General features: G+C 58.8%; 12 protein-coding genes and 3 tRNA genes. All 15 read left to right on the top strand.

Annotated elements, in window-relative coordinates; genetic code table 11:
• The first annotated feature begins 8 nt into the window (after positions 1–8).
• Positions 9–1,733 (top strand): DnaA/Hda family protein, encoded by a 1,725-nt coding sequence (locus AAAX59_RS02060; RefSeq protein WP_349070293.1) that lies wholly within the window; start codon positions 9–11, stop codon positions 1,731–1,733.
• Between the two features lie 238 nt (positions 1,734–1,971).
• Complete coding sequence (gene dnaN / locus AAAX59_RS02055) at positions 1,972–3,075, top strand: DNA polymerase III subunit beta (RefSeq protein WP_022094338.1); 1,104 nt, start codon at positions 1,972–1,974, stop codon at positions 3,073–3,075.
• 10 nt (positions 3,076–3,085) lie between these two features.
• Entirely contained in the window at positions 3,086–4,192 is a 1,107-nt protein-coding gene (recF, locus tag AAAX59_RS02050) for a DNA replication and repair protein RecF (RefSeq protein ID WP_349070292.1), read from the top strand.
• Positions 4,179–4,742: a DciA family protein gene (locus AAAX59_RS02045; RefSeq protein WP_349070291.1), complete on the top strand. Its 564-nt coding sequence runs from the start codon at positions 4,179–4,181 to the stop codon at positions 4,740–4,742. Before recF ends, AAAX59_RS02045 begins: the two co-directional genes overlap by 14 nt.
• A 105-nt stretch (positions 4,743–4,847) precedes the next feature.
• A complete protein-coding gene (gene gyrB, locus AAAX59_RS02040) occupies positions 4,848–6,878 on the top strand; it encodes a DNA topoisomerase (ATP-hydrolyzing) subunit B (RefSeq protein WP_349070290.1) in 2,031 nt (676 codons plus the stop codon).
• A 186-nt stretch (positions 6,879–7,064) separates the two neighbouring features.
• Positions 7,065–9,773 carry a DNA gyrase subunit A gene (gyrA, locus tag AAAX59_RS02035; RefSeq protein WP_349070333.1) on the top strand — a complete coding sequence of 903 codons (2,709 nt, stop codon included), beginning with the start codon at positions 7,065–7,067 and terminating at the stop codon, positions 9,771–9,773.
• A gap of 300 nt (positions 9,774–10,073) precedes the next feature.
• A tRNA-Ile gene (locus AAAX59_RS02030) sits at positions 10,074–10,150 on the top strand.
• Between the two features lie 67 nt (positions 10,151–10,217).
• Positions 10,218–10,293 (top strand) — tRNA-Ala (locus AAAX59_RS02025).
• A 4-nt stretch (positions 10,294–10,297) separates the two neighbouring features.
• Positions 10,298–10,374, top strand: a tRNA-Ile gene (locus AAAX59_RS02020).
• 159 nt (positions 10,375–10,533) lie between these two features.
• Complete coding sequence (locus AAAX59_RS02015; RefSeq protein ID WP_271740446.1) at positions 10,534–11,034, top strand: bifunctional nuclease family protein; 501 nt, start codon at positions 10,534–10,536, stop codon at positions 11,032–11,034.
• Positions 11,035–11,052: 18 nt separating this feature from the next.
• Positions 11,053–11,424, top strand: coding sequence for a hypothetical protein (locus tag AAAX59_RS02010; RefSeq protein ID WP_349070289.1), 372 nt, complete (start codon positions 11,053–11,055; stop codon positions 11,422–11,424).
• A gap of 30 nt (positions 11,425–11,454) precedes the next feature.
• Complete coding sequence (locus AAAX59_RS02005) at positions 11,455–11,904, top strand: hypothetical protein (protein WP_035136509.1); 450 nt, start codon at positions 11,455–11,457, stop codon at positions 11,902–11,904.
• Between the two features lie 117 nt (positions 11,905–12,021).
• Positions 12,022–13,860, top strand: a complete 1,839-nt coding sequence (typA, locus tag AAAX59_RS02000) for a translational GTPase TypA (RefSeq protein ID WP_349070288.1) — start codon at positions 12,022–12,024, stop codon at positions 13,858–13,860.
• Between the two features lie 422 nt (positions 13,861–14,282).
• Positions 14,283–18,023: an FctA domain-containing protein gene (locus tag AAAX59_RS01995; RefSeq protein ID WP_349070287.1), complete on the top strand. Its 3,741-nt coding sequence runs from the start codon at positions 14,283–14,285 to the stop codon at positions 18,021–18,023.
• Positions 17,977–19,665 carry a SpaA isopeptide-forming pilin-related protein gene (locus tag AAAX59_RS01990; RefSeq protein ID WP_349070285.1) on the top strand — a complete coding sequence of 563 codons (1,689 nt, stop codon included), beginning with the start codon at positions 17,977–17,979 and terminating at the stop codon, positions 19,663–19,665. The genes AAAX59_RS01995 and AAAX59_RS01990 overlap by 47 nt, the downstream gene beginning before the upstream one ends.
• The last annotated feature ends 73 nt before the right edge of the window (positions 19,666–19,738 follow it).

The following is a 19,738-nucleotide window of genomic DNA, read 5'->3' as shown; positions in this document are numbered from 1 at the left end:
GAGAGACAGTGGACGAGGAAGCAAGCATCATCCTGGGGGATGCCATCGCCTTTTGCCAGCGCGACGGCCAAGATGCACGCCTCATCAACATGCTGGGGCAATCGCGCGCCATAAGCCTGACCGAAGATACGCTCACGATCGAGGCCCCCTCGCGTTTTGCCATCGCGCAGCTCAAAAAGCATCAGCCGACTATTGAGGCCTATCTGGAAGAAATCGCCTTTGCACCGATTGCGCTCGACATCGTGGCACCGCAAGGCGCCGCGACGGAATCCGCTGCCGCGACGGCGCCGACCACGGCTCCCGCTGCTTCCCCGGCGGTGCCGGCCTCCGCAGGCAACGTGCCGACAATCGAGCACCAGCACAGCGATGTTTCCCGTGAAACCATGGCACCGTTGCCGGCCGCGGCGGCGACGTCAACGAACGCACCCGTCACGCACATGCCCATCGCTCACGACGCAGCGGCGGGCGCGGATTCGGGCATTGCAATCAAGAACACGCTGTCGGCCGATGATTTTCGTCGCATGATGAACCAGATGAAGGGCGGAGCGCCGACTAAATCCACGCAAGCTGCGACCCCCGCTTCACCCATGCCAGCACCGACCGTGCCGGCCGAGCAGAATACGGATGGAGCCCCGCTCGGCGCAAACTCAAAATTTACCTTTGAGAACTTTGTCTACGGCCCCGAGAACAGCCATGCCTATCGCTCGGCACTCAAGTTTGCCGCCCTCGCGGACGAGCGCGGCACGTGCACATCACTGTTCATCTACGGCAAATCGGGCCTGGGCAAGACGCACCTGCTACTTGCCATCAAAAACGAGCTCGCCGAGAAGTCGCCCGAGATCAAGGTCAAGTATGCCAACTCCCAGGCATATCTGGACGACCTGATGACCGAGTTCGACCGCCAAAAGAAGAGCACCGCTCCCATCATGCAGGCGTACCACGGCGTGGACGTGCTCATCATCGATGATATCCAAAACATCATCGGCAAGCGCGCGAGCGTGGACTACTTTTTCCAGCTCATGGACGAGTTCATCCGCAACAACAAGAAGGTCGTCATCGCGGCAGACCGTGCCCCCAAGGACCTGAGCATGGACGAGCGTCTGACCAGCCGCTTCAACGCCGGCATGCTCTGCCTGGTCGCAGAGCCCAGCTACGAGATGAAATACAAGATCTTGCAGCGCTATTACGAGAACACCATCGTCGCCGCTCCCGAGGCAGGCGACGACTCGCTGCTGGCGGCCTATGGAGGCGACGGCGGACACCTGACCGACGAGCACTTTAAACACATGGCCGAGGTCTCGGGCACCAACATCCGCGAACTCGAGAGCTTTTGCGAGCGCTGCGCCGGCGAGGCGGGCGACCGCGAGCGCGAGGGCGGGGAGCTCACCTTTGACGATATCGACGCCATCGCCAGCCAGTACTTCGACACATCGGCCAAAAAGATCAACGTGCAAACGGTTCAGTCCGTCATTGAAGAGCAGTACGGCGTGACGCACGAGGAGCTCATCGGCCCGCGTCGCAACGCCAATATCGCCAAAGCGCGCCATATCGCTATCTACCTGGCCATCGAGATGTGCGAGATGACGACCACGGCGGTGGGCGCCGAATTTGGCAACCGCAACCACTCGACCGTCAGCACGAGCTACAAAAAGGTCCAGAAGATGATCCAGGAAGACCGCACCGTCACCGAAGACCTCAAGTCCTTGCGCGATAAAATTACACTGCGCTCGTAGGGAAATAGAGACACCTGTTGAAAACTTGTCGAAACCACGGGCATAAGGTGTCTAAAACCCAACCCGCGGTGATGAAAAGTTTTGCGCAGGTTTTGAACGTGGAAAACCACCCCCGTTGCACACAGGTTGCTGTCGATTCTCTTTCTGGGTCTGACCTGCGTCTTTGGGAGTAATCAACAGTTTCGTCAGTGCTATTACTATTATTAAGATATTTATATCTATAGAAAGGTATTAAAAGATGAAGTTCACCGTCAGCCAGAGCTCGCTTACACAAGCCATCGGCGTCGTTATGAAGGGTGTCGCTTCGGCATCCACCCTTCCCATCCTGTCGGGCGTGCTCGTTAAGGCCCAAGACGGCATCTTGGAATTCCAGACCTCTAACTACACCATCTCGATTCGTCACCGCATCGCGGCGCATGTCGAAGAAGAGGGCGAGATGGTTATTCCCTGCAAGATGCTCTCCAACATCACCAAGACCCTCCCCGATGCTCCGGTCACCTTTGAGCTGTCCGAGCGCCAGGTGCTGATTGGTTGCGAGAAGAGCTCTTTCCGCCTGAACACGCTCGATGCCAATGACTTCCCCGAGTTTCCGGCCTATGCCATCGAGAGTGCCGTGGAGCTGCCGACCGATATCTTGTCCGAAATGGTCGGCCGCGTGTGGCGCGTCACCTCGACCGACAAGGCCCGCCCCATTCTAGGCGGCGTGCACATGAAGGTCGAGAACAACACCGTGCGCCTGGTGGCGACCGATTCCTTCCGCTTGGCCGTGTGCGATACGCAGGTCGAGACCTCGACCCTCGAGGGTTCCTTTGAGCTCAACGTTCCGGCCGACGCCTTTAACGACGCGCTGAACATCATGGCCAGCCAGGCGACCATCATGATCGGGGCTACCGACACCCAGGTCGTCTTCGAGGCCGGCAACACCACCTACGTGTCGCGCCGCATCGAGGGCGTGTACCCCAACTACAAGCAGCTCATCCCCGATTCGTGCGTGACGAGCGTCAAGATCGACGTCGCCGCCTTTAACGCCGCCCTCAAGCGCGTGGCCGTTATCGCGAGCGCCAACCCCGCCGTCAAGTTCGAGATCGATGTCGAGAACGGGCAGATGGGCCTGTCCTCCATTTCCAATGACCAGGACCTTGCGCAGGAGACGATCGATGTCGAGGCCGAGGGCGAGTCGGGCACCATCGCCTTCAACTACCACTACATCTTCGGGTGCCTCAATGCCCTGTCCAAGGAGAAGGAGATCACGCTGGAGCTCAAGAGCTACTCGCAGGCGGGCATCTTCAAGTCCTACGACAAGATCAACTACCTGTACCTGGTCATGCCGGTCCGCATCTAGCAACTGCCCTATGACCATGTTCGCCCGCGATCTTTCCGTCGCGCACTACCGCAGCTTCGATAGCTATCGCCTTGCCCTGGACGAGGGCGTGACGATACTTGCGGGACCCAACGCGGCGGGAAAGACCAATCTCATAGAGGCGCTGCAGCTGCTGACGAGCGGCGCCTCGTTTAGGCATCCGACCGCAGCCGAGCTCGTCCATGACGGCGTGGGCTCGTGCAAGGTCGAGCTGAGGCTCGAGGGCGACGGCCGCGTGCTTGATATGGGATTGAGCGCGGAGGACGGTAAGCGCTCGTTTAGCCGCAACAGCAAGAGATGCTCTGCCGCCGGTGTGCGCGGGGTTCTGCCGAGCGTGCTGTTTTGCCCCGACCATCTGGACATGGTTAAGCGAGGCGCCAGTGTGCGCCGCGCCGCCCTCGATGACTTTGGCATGCAACTGAGCGCACGCTATGCCGATCTTGCGAGCACCTATGGGCGCTGCGTGACCCAGCGTAACGCCTTGCTCAAGGAGACCTGGTGCTGCCGCGAGATGCTCGGCGCGTGGAACGATTCGATTGCCCGCGCGGGCTCGGCCCTGCTCGTGCACCGGTTGGCTCTGCTCGACCGGCTGGCGGGCCATATGCACACTGCCTACGGGCAAGTGGCATCCGGTGAGGCTGCCAACGTGACCTATACGTCCACGCTGGGGGATTTGCCCCAGGTCGATGATCGCGAAGAGCTGAAGGGCTGGGCGTACGAGCGCATGCTGGCTGCCCTTGATGAGCACGCCGACGAGGAAATTCGCCGCGGCGTGACGTTGGTGGGACCGCATCGCGATGAGATTGAGTTTACCGTGGCGGGTCGTTCCGCCCGCTCGTTTGCCAGCCAAGGTCAGCAGCGAACGTTGGTTCTGGCCTGGAAGGTGGCGGAGGTGGCCGTGGCTCGCGATGTCCTGGGCACCGCCCCATTGCTGCTTTTGGACGACGTGATGAGCGAACTCGACGGCGAACGCCGCGGTGCTTTCCTGCGGCTGATCGGCGATGATATCCAGACGGTCATAACCACGACCAACCTGGGGTACTTTACCGATGATCTGCTTGATCGAGCCAAGGTGGTGAGCATGGGTGAGATGTGCTAATTACGAGCGCGAGAGCGAAACGGTCACCTTTAGTGGGTTTTTGAACGCAGAGCGCCAGCGCATCCTGGCGGCCGCGACACCTGAGCGCCGCGCGCAGATGGAGACTGCAGAGGAATCTCGTGCGGTCTATCGCGCGTGGAATGCGGTGTGCTCGGGCACGCGCGAGGGGCGGCATGTGACGGGTTTGCGCTACCTGCCCGAGTCCGATGAGCTGCTGGTATATCTCGACTCGCCCTCGTGGACGCAGGAAATGACGCTGTTGCGCGAGATCATCCGCGCGCGTATGGAGCGCGCCGGTGCGCATGTGGACGGCCTGGTGTTCAAAACCACCGCGCCCGGTCACACGCCACCCGCCGCCAAGGAGCGCCTGCGCCCGGCGACGACCGAGCGCCCGCCGGCCCCGCACGCCGACCTAAGTGAGGCCGAGCGCACCGAGATCGAGCGCCAAGTGGCACCCATCGAGGACCAAAAACTGCGCGAGGCCCTCGAGAACGCCATGAGAGCCAGTGCCGAGTGGGCCAAGGGCGTGCAAAGCAAAAAAGAGCCTTAAATCGCATCTGGTGGCCTTGTAGAGCCAAATACCCTCGTTCCCGAGTGTATTTTTTTACGATAAACTAGTAAGGCTGTACACATTTTCTTGACTGAAGGAGGACGTGTGGCAAACGAAAACGATTACGATGGCGGCGAGATTAAGATTCTCGAAGGTCTCGAGGCTGTTCGTAAGCGCCCGGGCATGTATATCGGCTCGACGAGCGCCAGCGGTCTGCATCACCTGGTGTGGGAGATCGTTGACAACTCCGTCGACGAGGCCATGGCCGGTTTCTGCACCGAGATCCAGGTGACGGTCCACGCCGACAACTCCATCACGGTCGTCGACAACGGGCGCGGTATCCCCGTCGACGAGCACCCTGTTAAAAAGATCCCGACGCTCGAGGTCGTCATGACGATCTTGCACGCCGGCGGTAAGTTCGATAACTCGGCCTATAAGGTTTCGGGCGGCCTGCACGGCGTGGGCATCTCCGTCGTCAACGCACTGTCCAAGCGCGTGGTCGTTCAGGTTCGTCGCGAAGGCAACACCTACGAGATGGAGTTCTCGCGCGGCAAGACCGTCAAGAAGATGGAGGTCGTGGGCACCTCGGATTCGACGGGCACCACCGTCACCTTCTGGCCCGACGACGAGATCTTCGAGACCTGCATTTACGATTTCGATACACTGCACAACCGTCTGCAGGAGACGGCGTTCCTCAATAAGAACCTCAAGATCGTGCTGACCGACGAGCGCGAGGCGACTCCCCACGTGGAGGAGTTTTGCTACGAGGGCGGCATCATCGACTTCGTCAAGTTCCTCAACGAGGGCAAGGACGTCCCCGAGGCCTTTAAGGAGCCCATCTACATCGAGGGCAAATCGGACCCGGACGCACCTGTGGCCAAGATGGGCGAGGTCGAGGTTTCCCTGCAGTGGAATAGCGGTTACGGCGAGAACGTCATGTCGTTTGCCAACGACATCTACACCCCCGAGGGCGGCATGCACCTTGAGGGCTTCCGCACCGCGCTCACCCGCGTGATCAACGATTACGCGCGCAAGCAGAACCTGCTCAAGGAAAAAGACACCAACCTGACCGGCGACGATGTGCGCGAGGGCCTTTCGGCCGTTATCTCGGTCAAGCTGCCCGATCCGCAGTTTGAGGGCCAGACCAAGGCCAAGCTCGGCAGCTCCTACATGCGTGCGCTCACGCTCAAGATCGTGACCGATGGACTGACCGATTACTTGGAGGAGCATCCCAAGCCCGCCCGCGAGATCGTCAAGAAGGCGCAACAGGCCTGCAAGGCGCGCAACGCCGCCCGCAAGGCGCGCGAGGCGACCCGCCGCAAGAGCCTGCTCGAGACGGCGTCCCTGCCTGGTAAGCTCGCCGACTGCTCGGTGCGCGATGCCGAGCTGACCGAGCTCTTCATCGTAGAGGGCGACTCGGCAGGCGGTTCGGCCAAGGACGGCCGTCGCCGAGACATCCAGGCGATTCTGCCCCTGCGCGGCAAGATTTTGAACGTCGAACGCGTTGGTGACCATCGCGCGTTCTCGAGTGACACCATCCAGTCGCTGATTACCGCGATCGGTTGCGGCGTCACGACGAGTGCCGGCGACGGCGGCGACTTCGATATCACCAAGGCGCGCTACCACAAGATCATCATCATGACCGATGCAGACGTCGACGGTGCGCATATCCGCATCCTGCTGCTGACGTTCTTCTACAAGTACATGCGTCCGCTGATCGATGCCGGTTACGTTTATGTTGCCTGCCCGCCCATCTTTGGCATTAAGGTGCGCAACAAGATCCACTACGTGTATCCCAACGGCCGCCAGCCCGAAGACGAGATCCTGCGCGACACCATCCAGAGTCTGGGCCTGAACCCCGACGATAACGACGAGGACGGCAAGGCCAAGGACGGCAAGATCACCAAAAAGCGCAAGGGCTATACCGTCCAGCGCTACAAGGGCCTGGGCGAGATGGACCCCAAGCAGCTTGCCTCGACGACGATGGACCCCAAGACCCGCATCCTGCAGCGTGTGTCGATCGAGGACGCCGTGGTGGCGGATCGCGCCGTGCGCGAGCTGATGGGTTCCGAGGTCGGCTATCGCCGCGAGTACATTGAAAAACACGCGCACGACGCGCGCTTCTTAGACGCCTAACCTGTTCGGCTTTCCCAGCCACCGCACCTTCGCCCTCAATCGTCGGTCGCGTACCCAAGTACGCTTCCCTCCTCTTTCGAGCGAATCTGCGGCACCTGGAAAAGCCGTCTCCGTGGCAGGATGATTAATGGACCACGCAAACCATGAGGAGGTAACGTGGCAGACGATATCAACAATAACGAGGGTATGGACGAGGCCGGCGATGCCGGTATGCCCGATGATCTGAAGCGCCTGCTTGCCCGTGCTGAGCAGGGCGAGGACGGCGACCCGGACGCCTATAACCCCGATGCCGATGATGATGAGGAAGAAGACGACGCCGAGCTCGAGGAGAGCTTTGGCGAAGTCGACCGTGGCGCCTCGGCCGGTGAGGATATCAACGGCGGTCAGCTCCAGATTTCGGAGTTTGGCCGCGAGATGAAGCAGTCGTTCATCGAGTATTCGATGTCGGTTATCACGGCGCGCGCCCTGCCGGACGTGCGCGACGGCTTAAAGCCGGTGCACCGTCGCATCCTGTATGCGATGAACGAGAGCGGCATCTACCCCAACCGCCCGCACAAGAAGTCAGCTTGGACGGTCGGCGAAGTTATCGGTAAGTACCACCCGCACGGCGACTCCGCGGTCTATGAGGCCATGGTCCGCCTGGCACAGTGGTTCTCCATGCGCACGCCGCTCATCGACGGTCACGGCAACTTCGGCAACATCGACGGCGACGGCGCTGCGGCCATGCGTTACACCGAGAGCCGCCTGGCAAAGCCCGCCATGGAACTGCTACGTGACTTGCAGAAGGATACCGTCGACTGGCAGCCCAACTACGACGAATCGCTCGCCGAGCCCGTGGCACTGCCTGCGCGCTTCCCCAACCTGCTGGTCAACGGCAGCCAGGGTATCGCCGTCGGCATGGCCACCAACATCGCCCCGCATAACCTCACCGAGGCGATCGAGGCCACCTGCTACCTGATCGACAACCCCGACGCCACCGTCGACGAGCTCATGCAGATCATGCCCGGTCCGGACTTCCCCACTGGCGCCATCATCATGGGCAGCGCTGGCATTAAGCAGAGCTACGAGACCGGTCGCGGCTCCATTACCGTGCGTGCCAAGGCACATGTGGAGTCCACCAAGACCGGCCGCAGCCGCCTGGTCTTTACCGAGATTCCCTACATGGTCAACAAGGGCACACTGCAGGAGAAGATCGCCCAGCTCGTCAACGATAAGCGCATCGAGGGCATCTCTGATATGCGCGATGAGTCCAACCAGAAGGGCATCCGTCTGGTCATCGAGCTCAAGAAGGGCGTCATTCCGCAGGTCGTGCTCAACAATCTGTATAAGTACACCTCGCTGCAGACGACCTTTGGCGCCAACAACCTGGCACTCGTCAACGGCGTTCCCAAATGCCTGAGCCTGCGCGAGATGCTGCAGCACTACATCGACCACCAGGTCGACGTAGTCACCCGCCGCACCCGCTTCGACCTTAAGAAGGCCCAGGCCCGCGCGCATATCCTTGAGGGCTACTTGATGGCTCTCGACCATATCGACGAGGTCATTAGCATCATCCGCTCCTCGCAGACCGACTCCGAGGCCAGCAGTCGCTTGATCGAGCGCTTTGGCTTTACGCCCGAGCAGACCACGGCCATCCTCGAGATGAAGTTGCGCCGCCTGACCGGCCTGGAGCGCGACAAGATTCAGGAAGAGTTGGACGGCCTGCGCCGCGCCATCGCCTACTACGAGGACCTGCTGGCGCATGAGGAGAAAATCCTGGGCGTCATCAAGGAAGAGATGCGCGAGATCTCCAAGAAGTTTGGCGACAAGCGCCGCACCGAGATCAGCCAGGTTGAGAAGGACCTGGATGTCGAGGACCTCATCGCCGACGAGGATATGGTCGTGACCATCACCCACACCGGCTACGTTAAGCGTATCCCGGTGGCTGCCTACCGTGCCCAGAAGCGCGGTGGCAAGGGCGTGTCGGGCGTCAACCTCAAAGAGGATGACGTTATCGACGAGATGTTTATTGCGTCCACGCACGAGTACGTGCTGTTCTTCTCGAGCAAGGGCAAGGTCTATCGCCTGAAGGTACACGAGCTGCCGGTGGGTACGCGTCAGGCCCGCGGCACCGCGATTGTCAACCTGCTGCCCTTCGAGGAGGGCGAGAAGATCGCGAGCGTCATCAGCTGCCGCGAGTTCCCTGCCGACGAGTACCTAATGTTTGCCACCAAGAGCGGCATGGTCAAGAAGACCGTGATGAGCGCTTACGATCGTAGCCGCCGTGATGGCCTGATCGCTATCAATCTGCGTGACGACGACGCACTGCTGAACGTGCGCCGCGTGCGCGAGGGCGACAAGATTATCCTGGCCACCACCGCGGGCAAGGCGATCATGTTCTCCGAGGAGCAGGTGCGCGCCACCGGCCGCGATACCAGCGGCGTTCGCGGTATCGGTATGAAGGACGGCGTGAGCGTTCTGGGCATGGAAGTCACTAACGGCAACGGCGATCTGTTCGTCATCACCGAGCGCGGCTACGGCAAGCGTACGCCGGTCGCGGACTACCCGGAACAGAATCGTGGCGGTCAGGGCGTCTACACTATCCAGATGACCGAGCGTAAGGGTAACCTCGCGGCCATGAAGACGGTGGGCCCGCAGCACGAGCTGTTCATCGTGACGGAGGGCGCGACGGTCATTCGCGTCAAGACCGACGAGATCAGCCAGACTGGCCGCGCCACCCAGGGCGTCAAGATGATGACCGTCGACGACAATGACCGCATCTGCGCCGTAGCCCGCATGACGGCCGCCAAAGAGAAGCCCGAAGGCGAAGCCACAGAAAACGGCTCTGCCCCCGAAGAAACCCCTGTCGATCTAGGCGACGGCAACGACATGCCAGAAGATCTCCTAGACGAATAAGAGACCCTAGCTGGTAAAAATTATCAGACCCCATATATCGGCGGTCGGCGCACTGCGCGCCGGCCGCTTTTTTGAAAATCTTTGAACCCCACGTCGGCCCCGGCTGCCCGGCGGCATGCGAAGTCGATCGCGAGTTCCGCACGAGCCGGAGAGCGCTTAATGTGCTCTCCGTGCGAGCAGAACTGTCCGAGCAGGCGACTTCGCATGCCGCCGGGCAGCCGGGACGAACACCCTTCAAAGATTTTCAAAAAAGTTGTTGACGCGCGCGTAACGACTCGTCTAATATATCCCTTGCGCGATGGACCTGTAGCTCAGTTGGTTAGAGCGTCCGGCTGATAACCGGGAGGTCACAAGTTCGAATCTTGTCAGGTCCACCACTTTCTTTCGCAATAAACACCCCAGCGAGAGCCGAGTCGCCGCTGGGGTGTTTATTACTGTCTCCGTGGGGGTTTAGCTCAGCTGGGAGAGCGCGGGCTTTGCAAGCCTGAGGTCAGGGGTTCGATCCCCCTAACCTCCACCATGATGGACCTGTAGCTCAGTTGGTTAGAGCGTCCGGCTGATAACCGGGAGGTCACAAGTTCGAATCTTGTCAGGTCCACCATCAAAACTGTGAAGAGCCCTGGGGCATTGCCTCGGGGCTTTTTTCTTGTCTGCGATAAATCTCATTTTGGTTTTGTGTGCTGTGCGAAAGATTGGGTAGTATAGCTATTCAATGCGGTGGAGCTGCCGCGTGTTAACCGCTACGTACCGGAGGTGTTCCATGGTTCGTGTCGACATAGAGACTATCGTCATGGCCGCCGGTCCCGTGCCATCGCTTATCGTGCTTCGCGAGCGCTGCAGCAAATCGGACTCGCCCGCGCCACTGCGTTCTCTTTCCATTCAGACTGGTTCGTTTGAGGCTGCTGCCATTAGCCGTGGCATCGATAGCGGCCGCGCCGAGCGCCCGATTACCCATGACCTGTTGCTCGATACTGTTGGCGCCCTGGGCGCCAAGCTCGAGCGCATCGAGATCGTTCGCGCCGAGCCGCCGGTGTTCTACGCGACGATCGTCGTACTGGCCGATGGTGACGAGCGCAAGATCGATGCCCGTCCCAGTGATGCCATTGCCCTTGCCGTGCGCAGCAATGCCCCCATGTTTGTGGAGGACGACATCATGAATCGCCTGGGCACCGTTTCTGCCCATGCCGAGGAAGTTGACGACGAGCAAGAGTTCGAGAAGTTCGACGAGTTCGTCCATACGCTCTCCCCCGATGACTTCTAAATGCGGGGCGGCCAGGATGTGGAGCGTTCGCTGATGACCGGCGGTATGTCGGCTGAGGCAGCGGCCATTGCGCGCGAGGCCCAGATGCGCTCGGAGGCTTCTGAGGCGGCTCGCATTGCCTATGTGACGCAGGCCCGCACGCTTCGCGAACGCCGCGGCTCGTTTATCAAGATGGTTGTCGTCTCCGCCCTTGTCGCGGCAATCTGCTCGCGCCTTCGTGGTACAGTTGGTGCGCTTGGGTTTTCGATCTCTACGGGCCTGGTGATCTGGGGCGTGGTCGATGCGGTCATGCTGACCAGTCAGATCAAGGTGCTCGACAAGCGCGCGATGGATATGATGCGCACCCGCGACGCTGCCGCTAAGATCGCCGCCGAGGCACAAGAACTGTAATGACGCCAGACTCGATGGGAAGGTCTAAAGATGGCACAGGATATGCAGGACGCCGGTAACGTCTCCGCCGAGCTCGACGCCATGGTGTGCGATCTGATCGGCGCGTTCTTGGACGACCTTGCCGCCGGCGAAAACCCCGGCGTGGTCGTGGCAATTGAGGACGCCGCTTCCAACCGATATCTGGCGGCGCTCGACGAGGACGGCGAAGAGGCATGCCTGGAGGCGGCCACCAACTTTATCTCCGAGCACAAGATGGGTCTTAAGGACGAGGGCCTGGGCCGTATCGCCCGCTATGCCATCGGCTATACCGGCTGCGTCGAGATTGACGGCGGCTACCACGACGCCTTGCTCGTGAGCTTTTTCGAGACGACGCTCGAGAGCGGTTTTTCGGCATACGTACTGTACGAGGGTGTGGGCGCCGGCGATGGTTTTATGTGGAGCGACCCTGAACCTGCAGGTGAGGAAACCCCTCTTATCTAAAATCGCTAAAATAAACGAGTTTTCGGTAAAAGGCTCAATATTCCCGCCGAGCGTTGTGTTGCTGGGCGGGTCGCATACGCGTGCCGTTTGTATATAGATAGAAGATAGGGGAACTACATGCGCGTAGACAATCTGAGGAACATCGCCATCATCGCTCACGTCGACCACGGCAAGACGACGATGGTCGACAAGCTCCTGCGTGCCACGGACGCCTTCCGTGCCAACCAGCAGGTCGAGGACCGCGTCCTGGATTCCAACGACCAGGAGCGCGAGCGCGGCATTACGATTCTCGCCAAGAACATCTCTATCGAGTACAAGGACGTTAAGATCAACGTCATCGACACTCCGGGCCACGCCGACTTTGGCGGCGAGGTCGAGCGCGTACTGCGTATGGCCGACGGCGCCCTGCTGCTGGTCGACGCCTTTGAGGGCCCCATGCCCCAGACCCGCTTCGTGCTGCGTCACGCTATCGACACCGGCCTCAAGATCATGATCGTCATCAACAAGATCGACCGTCCGGGTGCTAACCCCGAGAAGGCCTACAACGACTGCCTCGACCTTATGGCCGACCTGGGCGCCACCGACGACCAGCTTGAGTTCGCCATGGAGCACGTGGTCTACGCCAGCGCCATGAATGGCTTTGCCCGTCTTGATCCCAACGACGGCAACATGGACATGTATCCGCTGCTCGATATGATCATCGACGACATGCCCGCGCCCGAGGTTGACGAGAACGCCCCGCTGGCCATGCAGTGCGTGACCATCGACCACTCCAACTTTGTCGGGCGCATCGGCATCGGCCGCGTGTACTCCGGCACCATCCACCAGGGCGACCAGATCCTGGTTGTCAAGAACGACGGCTCCAGCGCCACCGCTACCGTCAAGCAGCTCTTTACCTTCGACTACCTGGGCCGCACTGAGTGCCAGGAAGTCGGCGCCGGCGACATCGCTGCCGTCGTGGGCATCGACCGCACCGATATCGGCGATGTCTACACCGATCCCGAGAGCCCCGTCGAGCTCGAGCCCATCGAGATCGACCCGCCGACCCTGTCCATCGTCTTTGAGGCTTCGACCTCCCCGCTCGTCGGCCGCGACGGCGACATCGTGGGTGCCCGTCAGCTCAAGGAGCGCCTGTTCAACGAGGCCGAGAACAACGTGACCATGAAGATCGAGGAGCTCGAGGACAAGAGCGGCGTCGAGGTCTCGGGCCGCGGCATCCTGCACCTGTCCGTCCTGATGGAGTCCATGCGCCGCGAGGGCTTTGAGTTCCAGGTCGGCCGTCCCCGCGTTCTGTTTAAGAAGGACGAGAACGGCAACAAGATGGAGCCTGTTGAGCAGGCCGTCGTCGAGTGCCCAGACGAGTACTCGGGCAAGGTCGTTGAGGTCTTCGGTACCTCCGGCGGCATCATGACGAGCATGGACACCTCGGGCATCGTGACGCACCTCGAGTTCAAGATCCCGACGCGCGGCATCATGGGCCTTAAGAACCGCATCATGAACGTCACCCACGGCGAGGGCGTGTTCTACCACACCTTCCTGGAGTATGGTCCTTATGCCGGAGAGATCGGTAACCGTCAGAACGGCGCCATGATCTCCATGACCACCGAGAAGGCCGTTGCCTACGCTCTGGGTACGCTGCAGGAGCGCGGTCAGCTGTTTGTTGAGCCGGGCACCGAGTGCTATGAGGGCATGATCGTGGGCGAGCGCAGCAAGGCTGGCGACATGGTCGTCAACATCGCCCGTACCAAGAACCTGGGCAACCAGCGTTCCTCGACCTCCGATATCTCCGTGCAGCTGGTGCCGCCCCGCACCTTCTCGCTGGAGGAGGCGCTGGAGTATATCGCCGACGACGAGCTGGTCGAGATCACTCCCAAGAACATCCGCCTGCGCAAGCGTCTGCTCAACGCCACCGACCGCAAGAAGGCTGCCGTCCGCGCCGGCCAGGTCAACAAATAAGCGCTGGGGCTTATAACCGCCAATAAGAAAGGGCGTCGACCGCAATGGTCGGCGCCCTTTTTGGTGCAAGGGGACAGGTTACTTTGCACCACGGTGGAGGAGGTTATCCCCCGAGCGGCTTTCCAGCCAAAGTAAAGTTGTTTAAACATATACATAATTCCACAGGATATAACCGCTTTGATACAAAACCGTTAACAGATAAATATCAACTGGTATTACATTAAAAGACCTCTTTACCAGCGGTTTACATGACTGTTATCTATATTGTATTTTATGCATTGTGGCATAGACGAACCGTCTTAGAAGTTGTCCCCAATGGGTTCTTGCAATGTGCTAGGTAGGTTCTCGTAGATGTTGGGGCTTGTGTTCGATCCGACGATTCGCCGTATTCCACACTGTGTTGTAGGAATTAAGGGACAACTATGGACGCACACCGCTCGCGGTCGCTTGGTATGGCGGCCCTGATCTTCATTTTGATTAGCCTCACCGCCGCAGTTTTTCACGGCGCATCCCCCGTGCGCGCCGAGGATGCAACGACGCCAACGCCGATTGCGATTGATGAGAATACGGCGGACGTTACGGTCGGGCTGTATGCCGATAAGGATCGTCAGCAGCCTCTCGGTAAAGAGGGCTCACCCTCGATTACGACAGCCGATACAATTTACGGTTTTATGGAAGCTCGTTTTCATGAGAATTGTGGGCCAACATCTGAAAGGCTTGAGGCGATTTATACCTTTCCCGACTCGGTTGCTGTGAAGGACAACGCGGGCGGTGTCTTAAGGACGGACGATACCGAGAATGCGCAAAGGATGGGAACTTGGTGCATAAAAGATAACAAGGTCGTTTTTAATTACGATGCCAGTTATCTCAGCGGTCATCCCTCTTCGCTCTACGTGCGGGTCTATTTTGAGTTTGTGCTTAAAGGCAAAGATGTAGATGACGGCACAAAAGTCGAACTGACATTTCCAGGCGCTGGCGAAGCTGTGCCGATTGAGATCCGAGATGGCGCGGTTGGGGGAACCAAATCAGGTGTCTTTTCACAAGATAGCAGTACTGGAATTGCCAAGATAACTTGGACTATTAACCTAAGTGTTAGGTCGCATGCAACGGATGTAAAGCTGGTCGATACACTCGGCGACTACCTGGACTTTGACCAAAGCAGCTTCAAACTCGATGGAAATCCTCTTGGTCCGTCCGTGAGCATCGAAGAGCGAACTGCAACGTTGTCGCTAGGTAACCTTTCTCAGGGCGACCATACCGTTACCTACGAAACGACAGTTAGCAAGAACTTGTCTCTTTCTAATGGCACGCCCACGCAAGGTAGGAATAGTGTGCAAGCAACCTGGGGAAAAGCAAATCCCCAACAATCTCCTACGATTAAGGGGGCGTCGGAACCGTTTCAATACGACATGATCCAAAAAGAGGCTGGCTCCGGAACATCATCTGTCATCACTTGGAAGGTTGTGCTCAACAAGGGATCTCTCAAGGCCGATATGTCTGGCTACACCTTTACTGACAAGCTCGATGACAAGCAAGATTATATTGGCAGCTACACGGTCTACAAGGGAGAGACCGCCGATGAAAAACAAAAGATTGATGGGGGAACGCTGAGCGATTCGGGGGATTCATTTAACTATACGTTTAATCCAAACGAGGCCGACCGGTATGCGACCTATTGCATCGTCTATCAAACTAAGCTGAAAGATAAGAATTCCTACGAAAAAGTTAGTAACACGGCAAGTGTGAAAAAAGAAGACTCCGGTCTGCCCTCTGGTGAAAGCACCGCATACTACATCCGTCCTTGGACGGGCAAGACCATTAGTAAAACACTGCTTAATCCGGATGGGGCATCTCGGACCGGAAAAGTAACTTGGCAATTACGCGTAGAGCTCCGTGATTACGTAAATGCGAAAAACCCAACATCTGTTCTTATCAAAGATACCATGCTGGCGGCTTGGAAGCAGACTATGGGGCCGGATACTACTGACGGTAAATCGCATGTAGTTGTCATCGGGGACACCGAATTGGACCAAAACACCGATTGGAAGTTTGAGGGAGGCGCAGATCCGTCACAAGGCAGCAACAAGCATAACTGCAATATCCGAATAATCATTACGGATAAAGTCAAAGAAGCGCTGGATAAGTCCCCTGAAGTGGTTATTACGTATAAAACGGTGACCGACGCACTTCCTGGTTGGTACTCCAACTTCGCCTCTGTCGACGGGTTTAGCGGCTATTCTGATTTCGTTTTTTACTACGTTGAAGACGAAACGGAGCCTTCGGTTGAGAAGAGTGTAAAAATAAATGAAGACGGCTCGCAAGCACGGTGGGATGAGACGTTTGACTGGAAATCAGTGGATGGCTCGAACGACAAAGGTGCGTGGATTGTCGACTGGACTGTCTATGCCAATCGAGCTAAGACGCCTGCCGGTGAGTATTATGGCGCAGGCAGGCTCAATGGCAAGGATGTCGTTGTCAAAGATGAGCTTCCTAAGGGAATGAGTTATATTCCCGGCTCGGCAAAATATTCTTTGTATTCAAATCCCTACGGGGCGGCGGTGCCCGGCCACGAATGGGAACATGAGAGAGAAAAAACCGAGGCTTCGGGTGTCTTGTTGACGCCTGCCGTTGATCGTCGAGAGGTTACGTTTTCGATTCCAACGGAAAAGCTGGGTAACAATACAGGCTATGTGAAGCTGACGTATGCAACTGCTGTCAAGAGGTCAGTGGTCGACACGTCAAAGAACCTCGGCGAGCTTACGAACTCGGCGAGTGCGAGCTCGGGTGATAAAGTATTTAAGGCGGGCTCTGATACCGTACAGATCAAGAACGACGTATTGTCAAAGACCGGTACGTCGGTAAGTAATAGCAAACGAATTCACTACACGATTTTCGTTAATGAATCGGCACTAGACTTAAAGGTCGGAACCGACTACCTCGATCTGTTCGATGTGATGGATTCTAAGTGCACGTTTATCCCCTCGTCGCTTAGCGTATCTGAGAGCGATGACGGCGATTGGCGTGTGCTGACAAAAGAAAAACACGGGGCGGCTCTTGACTCGATTGGCGAGGGTGCTGGAAAGCAGCAGCGATTGACGTTGAGGCTTCCCGATGAGAAATACCTGAAAGTCGAATATGAAGTTCTGTCCGGTGAGTCTGGTACAGTTTCCCTTTCCAACGAGGCACAGCTTGAAGGTGTTGCAGGCGGGTATGTGAAACACGAACGTGAATATGACATAGATGCCGGCGCATCGGGAGGCGGAACGGGGCACGGCATTGTGGTCCACAAAGTGGATGAAAAGGACGTTACCGCGCCGTTGGCTGACGCTACGTTCACACTCTATGCGATTGACATGGATAAGGCGCAGGACAGTGCCGGCGTTGATGGCGCAAAGACGGAGTTTTCTACCAAAAAGACTGGTTCTGACGGAAGTGTGACTTTTGGAACGAGTTCGGGAACGAGTTCGGACGCCATGGCTTCCTGCAGGCTTTACTGCCTCGAGGAGACGACGGCGCCTCCTGGATATCGCGCCGCCCAACCAACATGGATTCTGCTCAAGGGCAACGCGCCCGACGAGCAATACGAGCAAGCCATGAACAGGGCGAAATCTCTGCTTGATGCCAATACGGAGATAACGTCAGATGCAGAGATTTGGGTGTATGACGCGCCCCTTGAAGGCAAGGCGACGATAAAAGCAAATAAAGTCCTTAAAGGCGGAACCTTCAGGGAAGGTCAGTTCTCGTTCGCGCTCAAGGACGCCGAGGGCAAAGTGCTCCAGGCGGTGACCAATAATGACAAGGGAAATGTCTCCTTTGACGTCAAGTACAACAAGGAGGGAACCTATACCTACACCATCTCCGAGGTCGAGCCCGAGGGCGCCGTCGACCATGTTAAAGATCACATCACCTATGACAGGACCGTGTACAACGTCACGGTTAAGGTAACTAATGGCACGGACCAGCTCGACGCCCTAGTTACCTATAACGATGGCTCTCAGAATCCGCCGACCTTTACCAACAAGTACTCGACTACGCTACCTGAGGCGGGCGGGGCTGGCTTGACTATGACATATCTTGCCGGCGCTTCGCTGTTGTGTTTTGCCGCGACGTGGATGCATGCTCGTCGCCACCGTGGTCTTGATCGAGATGGTCGCCGTGAGTAAACTGCACCGCCGCTTGTTGACCGTCATGATGGTGGCCATGACGACTATCCTCGCTTTTGCAGCGTCGCCCGAGACGGCCCGTGCTGCCGATGCCGGAGCCATCACGATTGGCGGCGACGTCGCGACGCAATACGATGCATACCAGCTCTTTTCGGCAACTGTTACCGATAAAGCCGGCTCCGATCAAAAGGTTGCGACGGACTTGGCGTGGGCGAGCGATGCAGCTCGTCAGGCTGTCCTTCCCGTTCTTTATGATGCGGGGTTTGATAGCTCGGCATCGACGGCGCAAGAGGCTGCCGAGTGGCTGAATGCCGACGGACATATGTCGACCGCTCTGGCGGCAAGGCTCGCCTGTGCGATTTGCAATGCAGGTGCCGCTTCTGTTCCCCTCAACGCGGGTATGGCGGCCGAGCTGCCCAGCGGCTACTGGCTCATCGTCGCCGACGACGACGCCATCGCCCAGGGCGAGGCCGGCACCGCGCCGATCATGACCCTGGTGGGCGGCAACGCCGTCACCGTCAAGCCCAAGGCCGCGACCCCCAAGGTCGCCAAGCATGTGCTGGAGGACGGCACCGCTGCCTGGCAGAAGGCCGCCGACGCCACGGTCGCCGACGACCTGTACTGGCGCCTCTCTGCCACGGTCCCGGCGGGCCTTGCCGCCTACGGCACCTATACGGTGCGGTTCGTCGACACCATGGGCGCGGGGCTCGACCCCTCCAAGGTGACTGCGAGCATACATGTTTACGTGGCGGCGGGCGCGGACGGCGGCTTCGACGCCGTTTCGGCCGGTAAGGATGGCCGCGTCGGCACCGAGCCCGCGAAGGGCTGGACCGACATCACGGCCCAGTGCGCCACCAAGGTAGCGGCGGACGGAACCTTCACCGTGCGCACCGGCGACCTCATCGCCGCGCTCGGCGGGGCCGACGCCTTCACCGCGGGCGCCCGCGTGGTCGCCGTGTACAATGCGCCGCTCAACAGCGCGTGCAACCACGGCATCGCGAAGGGCAACCCCAACGAGGTCTACCTGCGCTACCCGCGCTCTCCCTTTGCCGACCAGTCCGGCGACGCCGGCTTCACCCGCACGCCGAGCGACGACGCGTGCGCCTACACCTGGGGACTCAGTCTGATCAAGCGCTCAAGCTCGGACGATAAGCCGCTCGCGGGTGCCAAACTGCGCATCATCGACGACCGCGGTCGCATCCTAACGACTGACGGATCGTGGTCGACGGATGCCGACGCGTGCATCACCACGGACGCGGATGGCCATGTGGAATTGAGCGGTGTGGACGCGGGTGTCTATACCGTCGAGGAAATCGCGGCACCCAAGGGCTACACCGCCTTTGAGGGCAAGCGTACGGTGACGGTTACGGCTGAGAGTCTAGACGTTAAACAAGTGGCGACCGCGAAGCCCAAGGTGACCGTATCGGTCGAAAACCCTCTGCGGGTTGATACCGCCGATGCCAGGACGGGTTCGATTGAGCTGTCGGTGCTCAACACCCCAAGCAAAGAAGCAGGTCGAGGCTTTATGCCCTCGACGGGAGATAGAACGTTGGTACTGGTGGCGGTTTTGGCTGCCATCGGAGTGGCGGCTATTGTTGTCGCGCTCGTCATCAAGCGGGGAGGAGGTCGCCGTGAAAAATAATTGCCCTTCTTGCTCAATGGCGTACTGCCTCCGTAGCGAGTGACGCACAGGCCTACCGACCTGATGATCATTG

It is taken from the genome of Collinsella sp. CLA-ER-H2 (genome assembly GCF_040092405.1).
In the GTDB taxonomy this organism is placed as follows: Bacteria; Actinomycetota; Coriobacteriia; order Coriobacteriales; family Coriobacteriaceae; genus Collinsella.
This window is presented reverse-complemented; position numbering and strand designations above follow the sequence as displayed.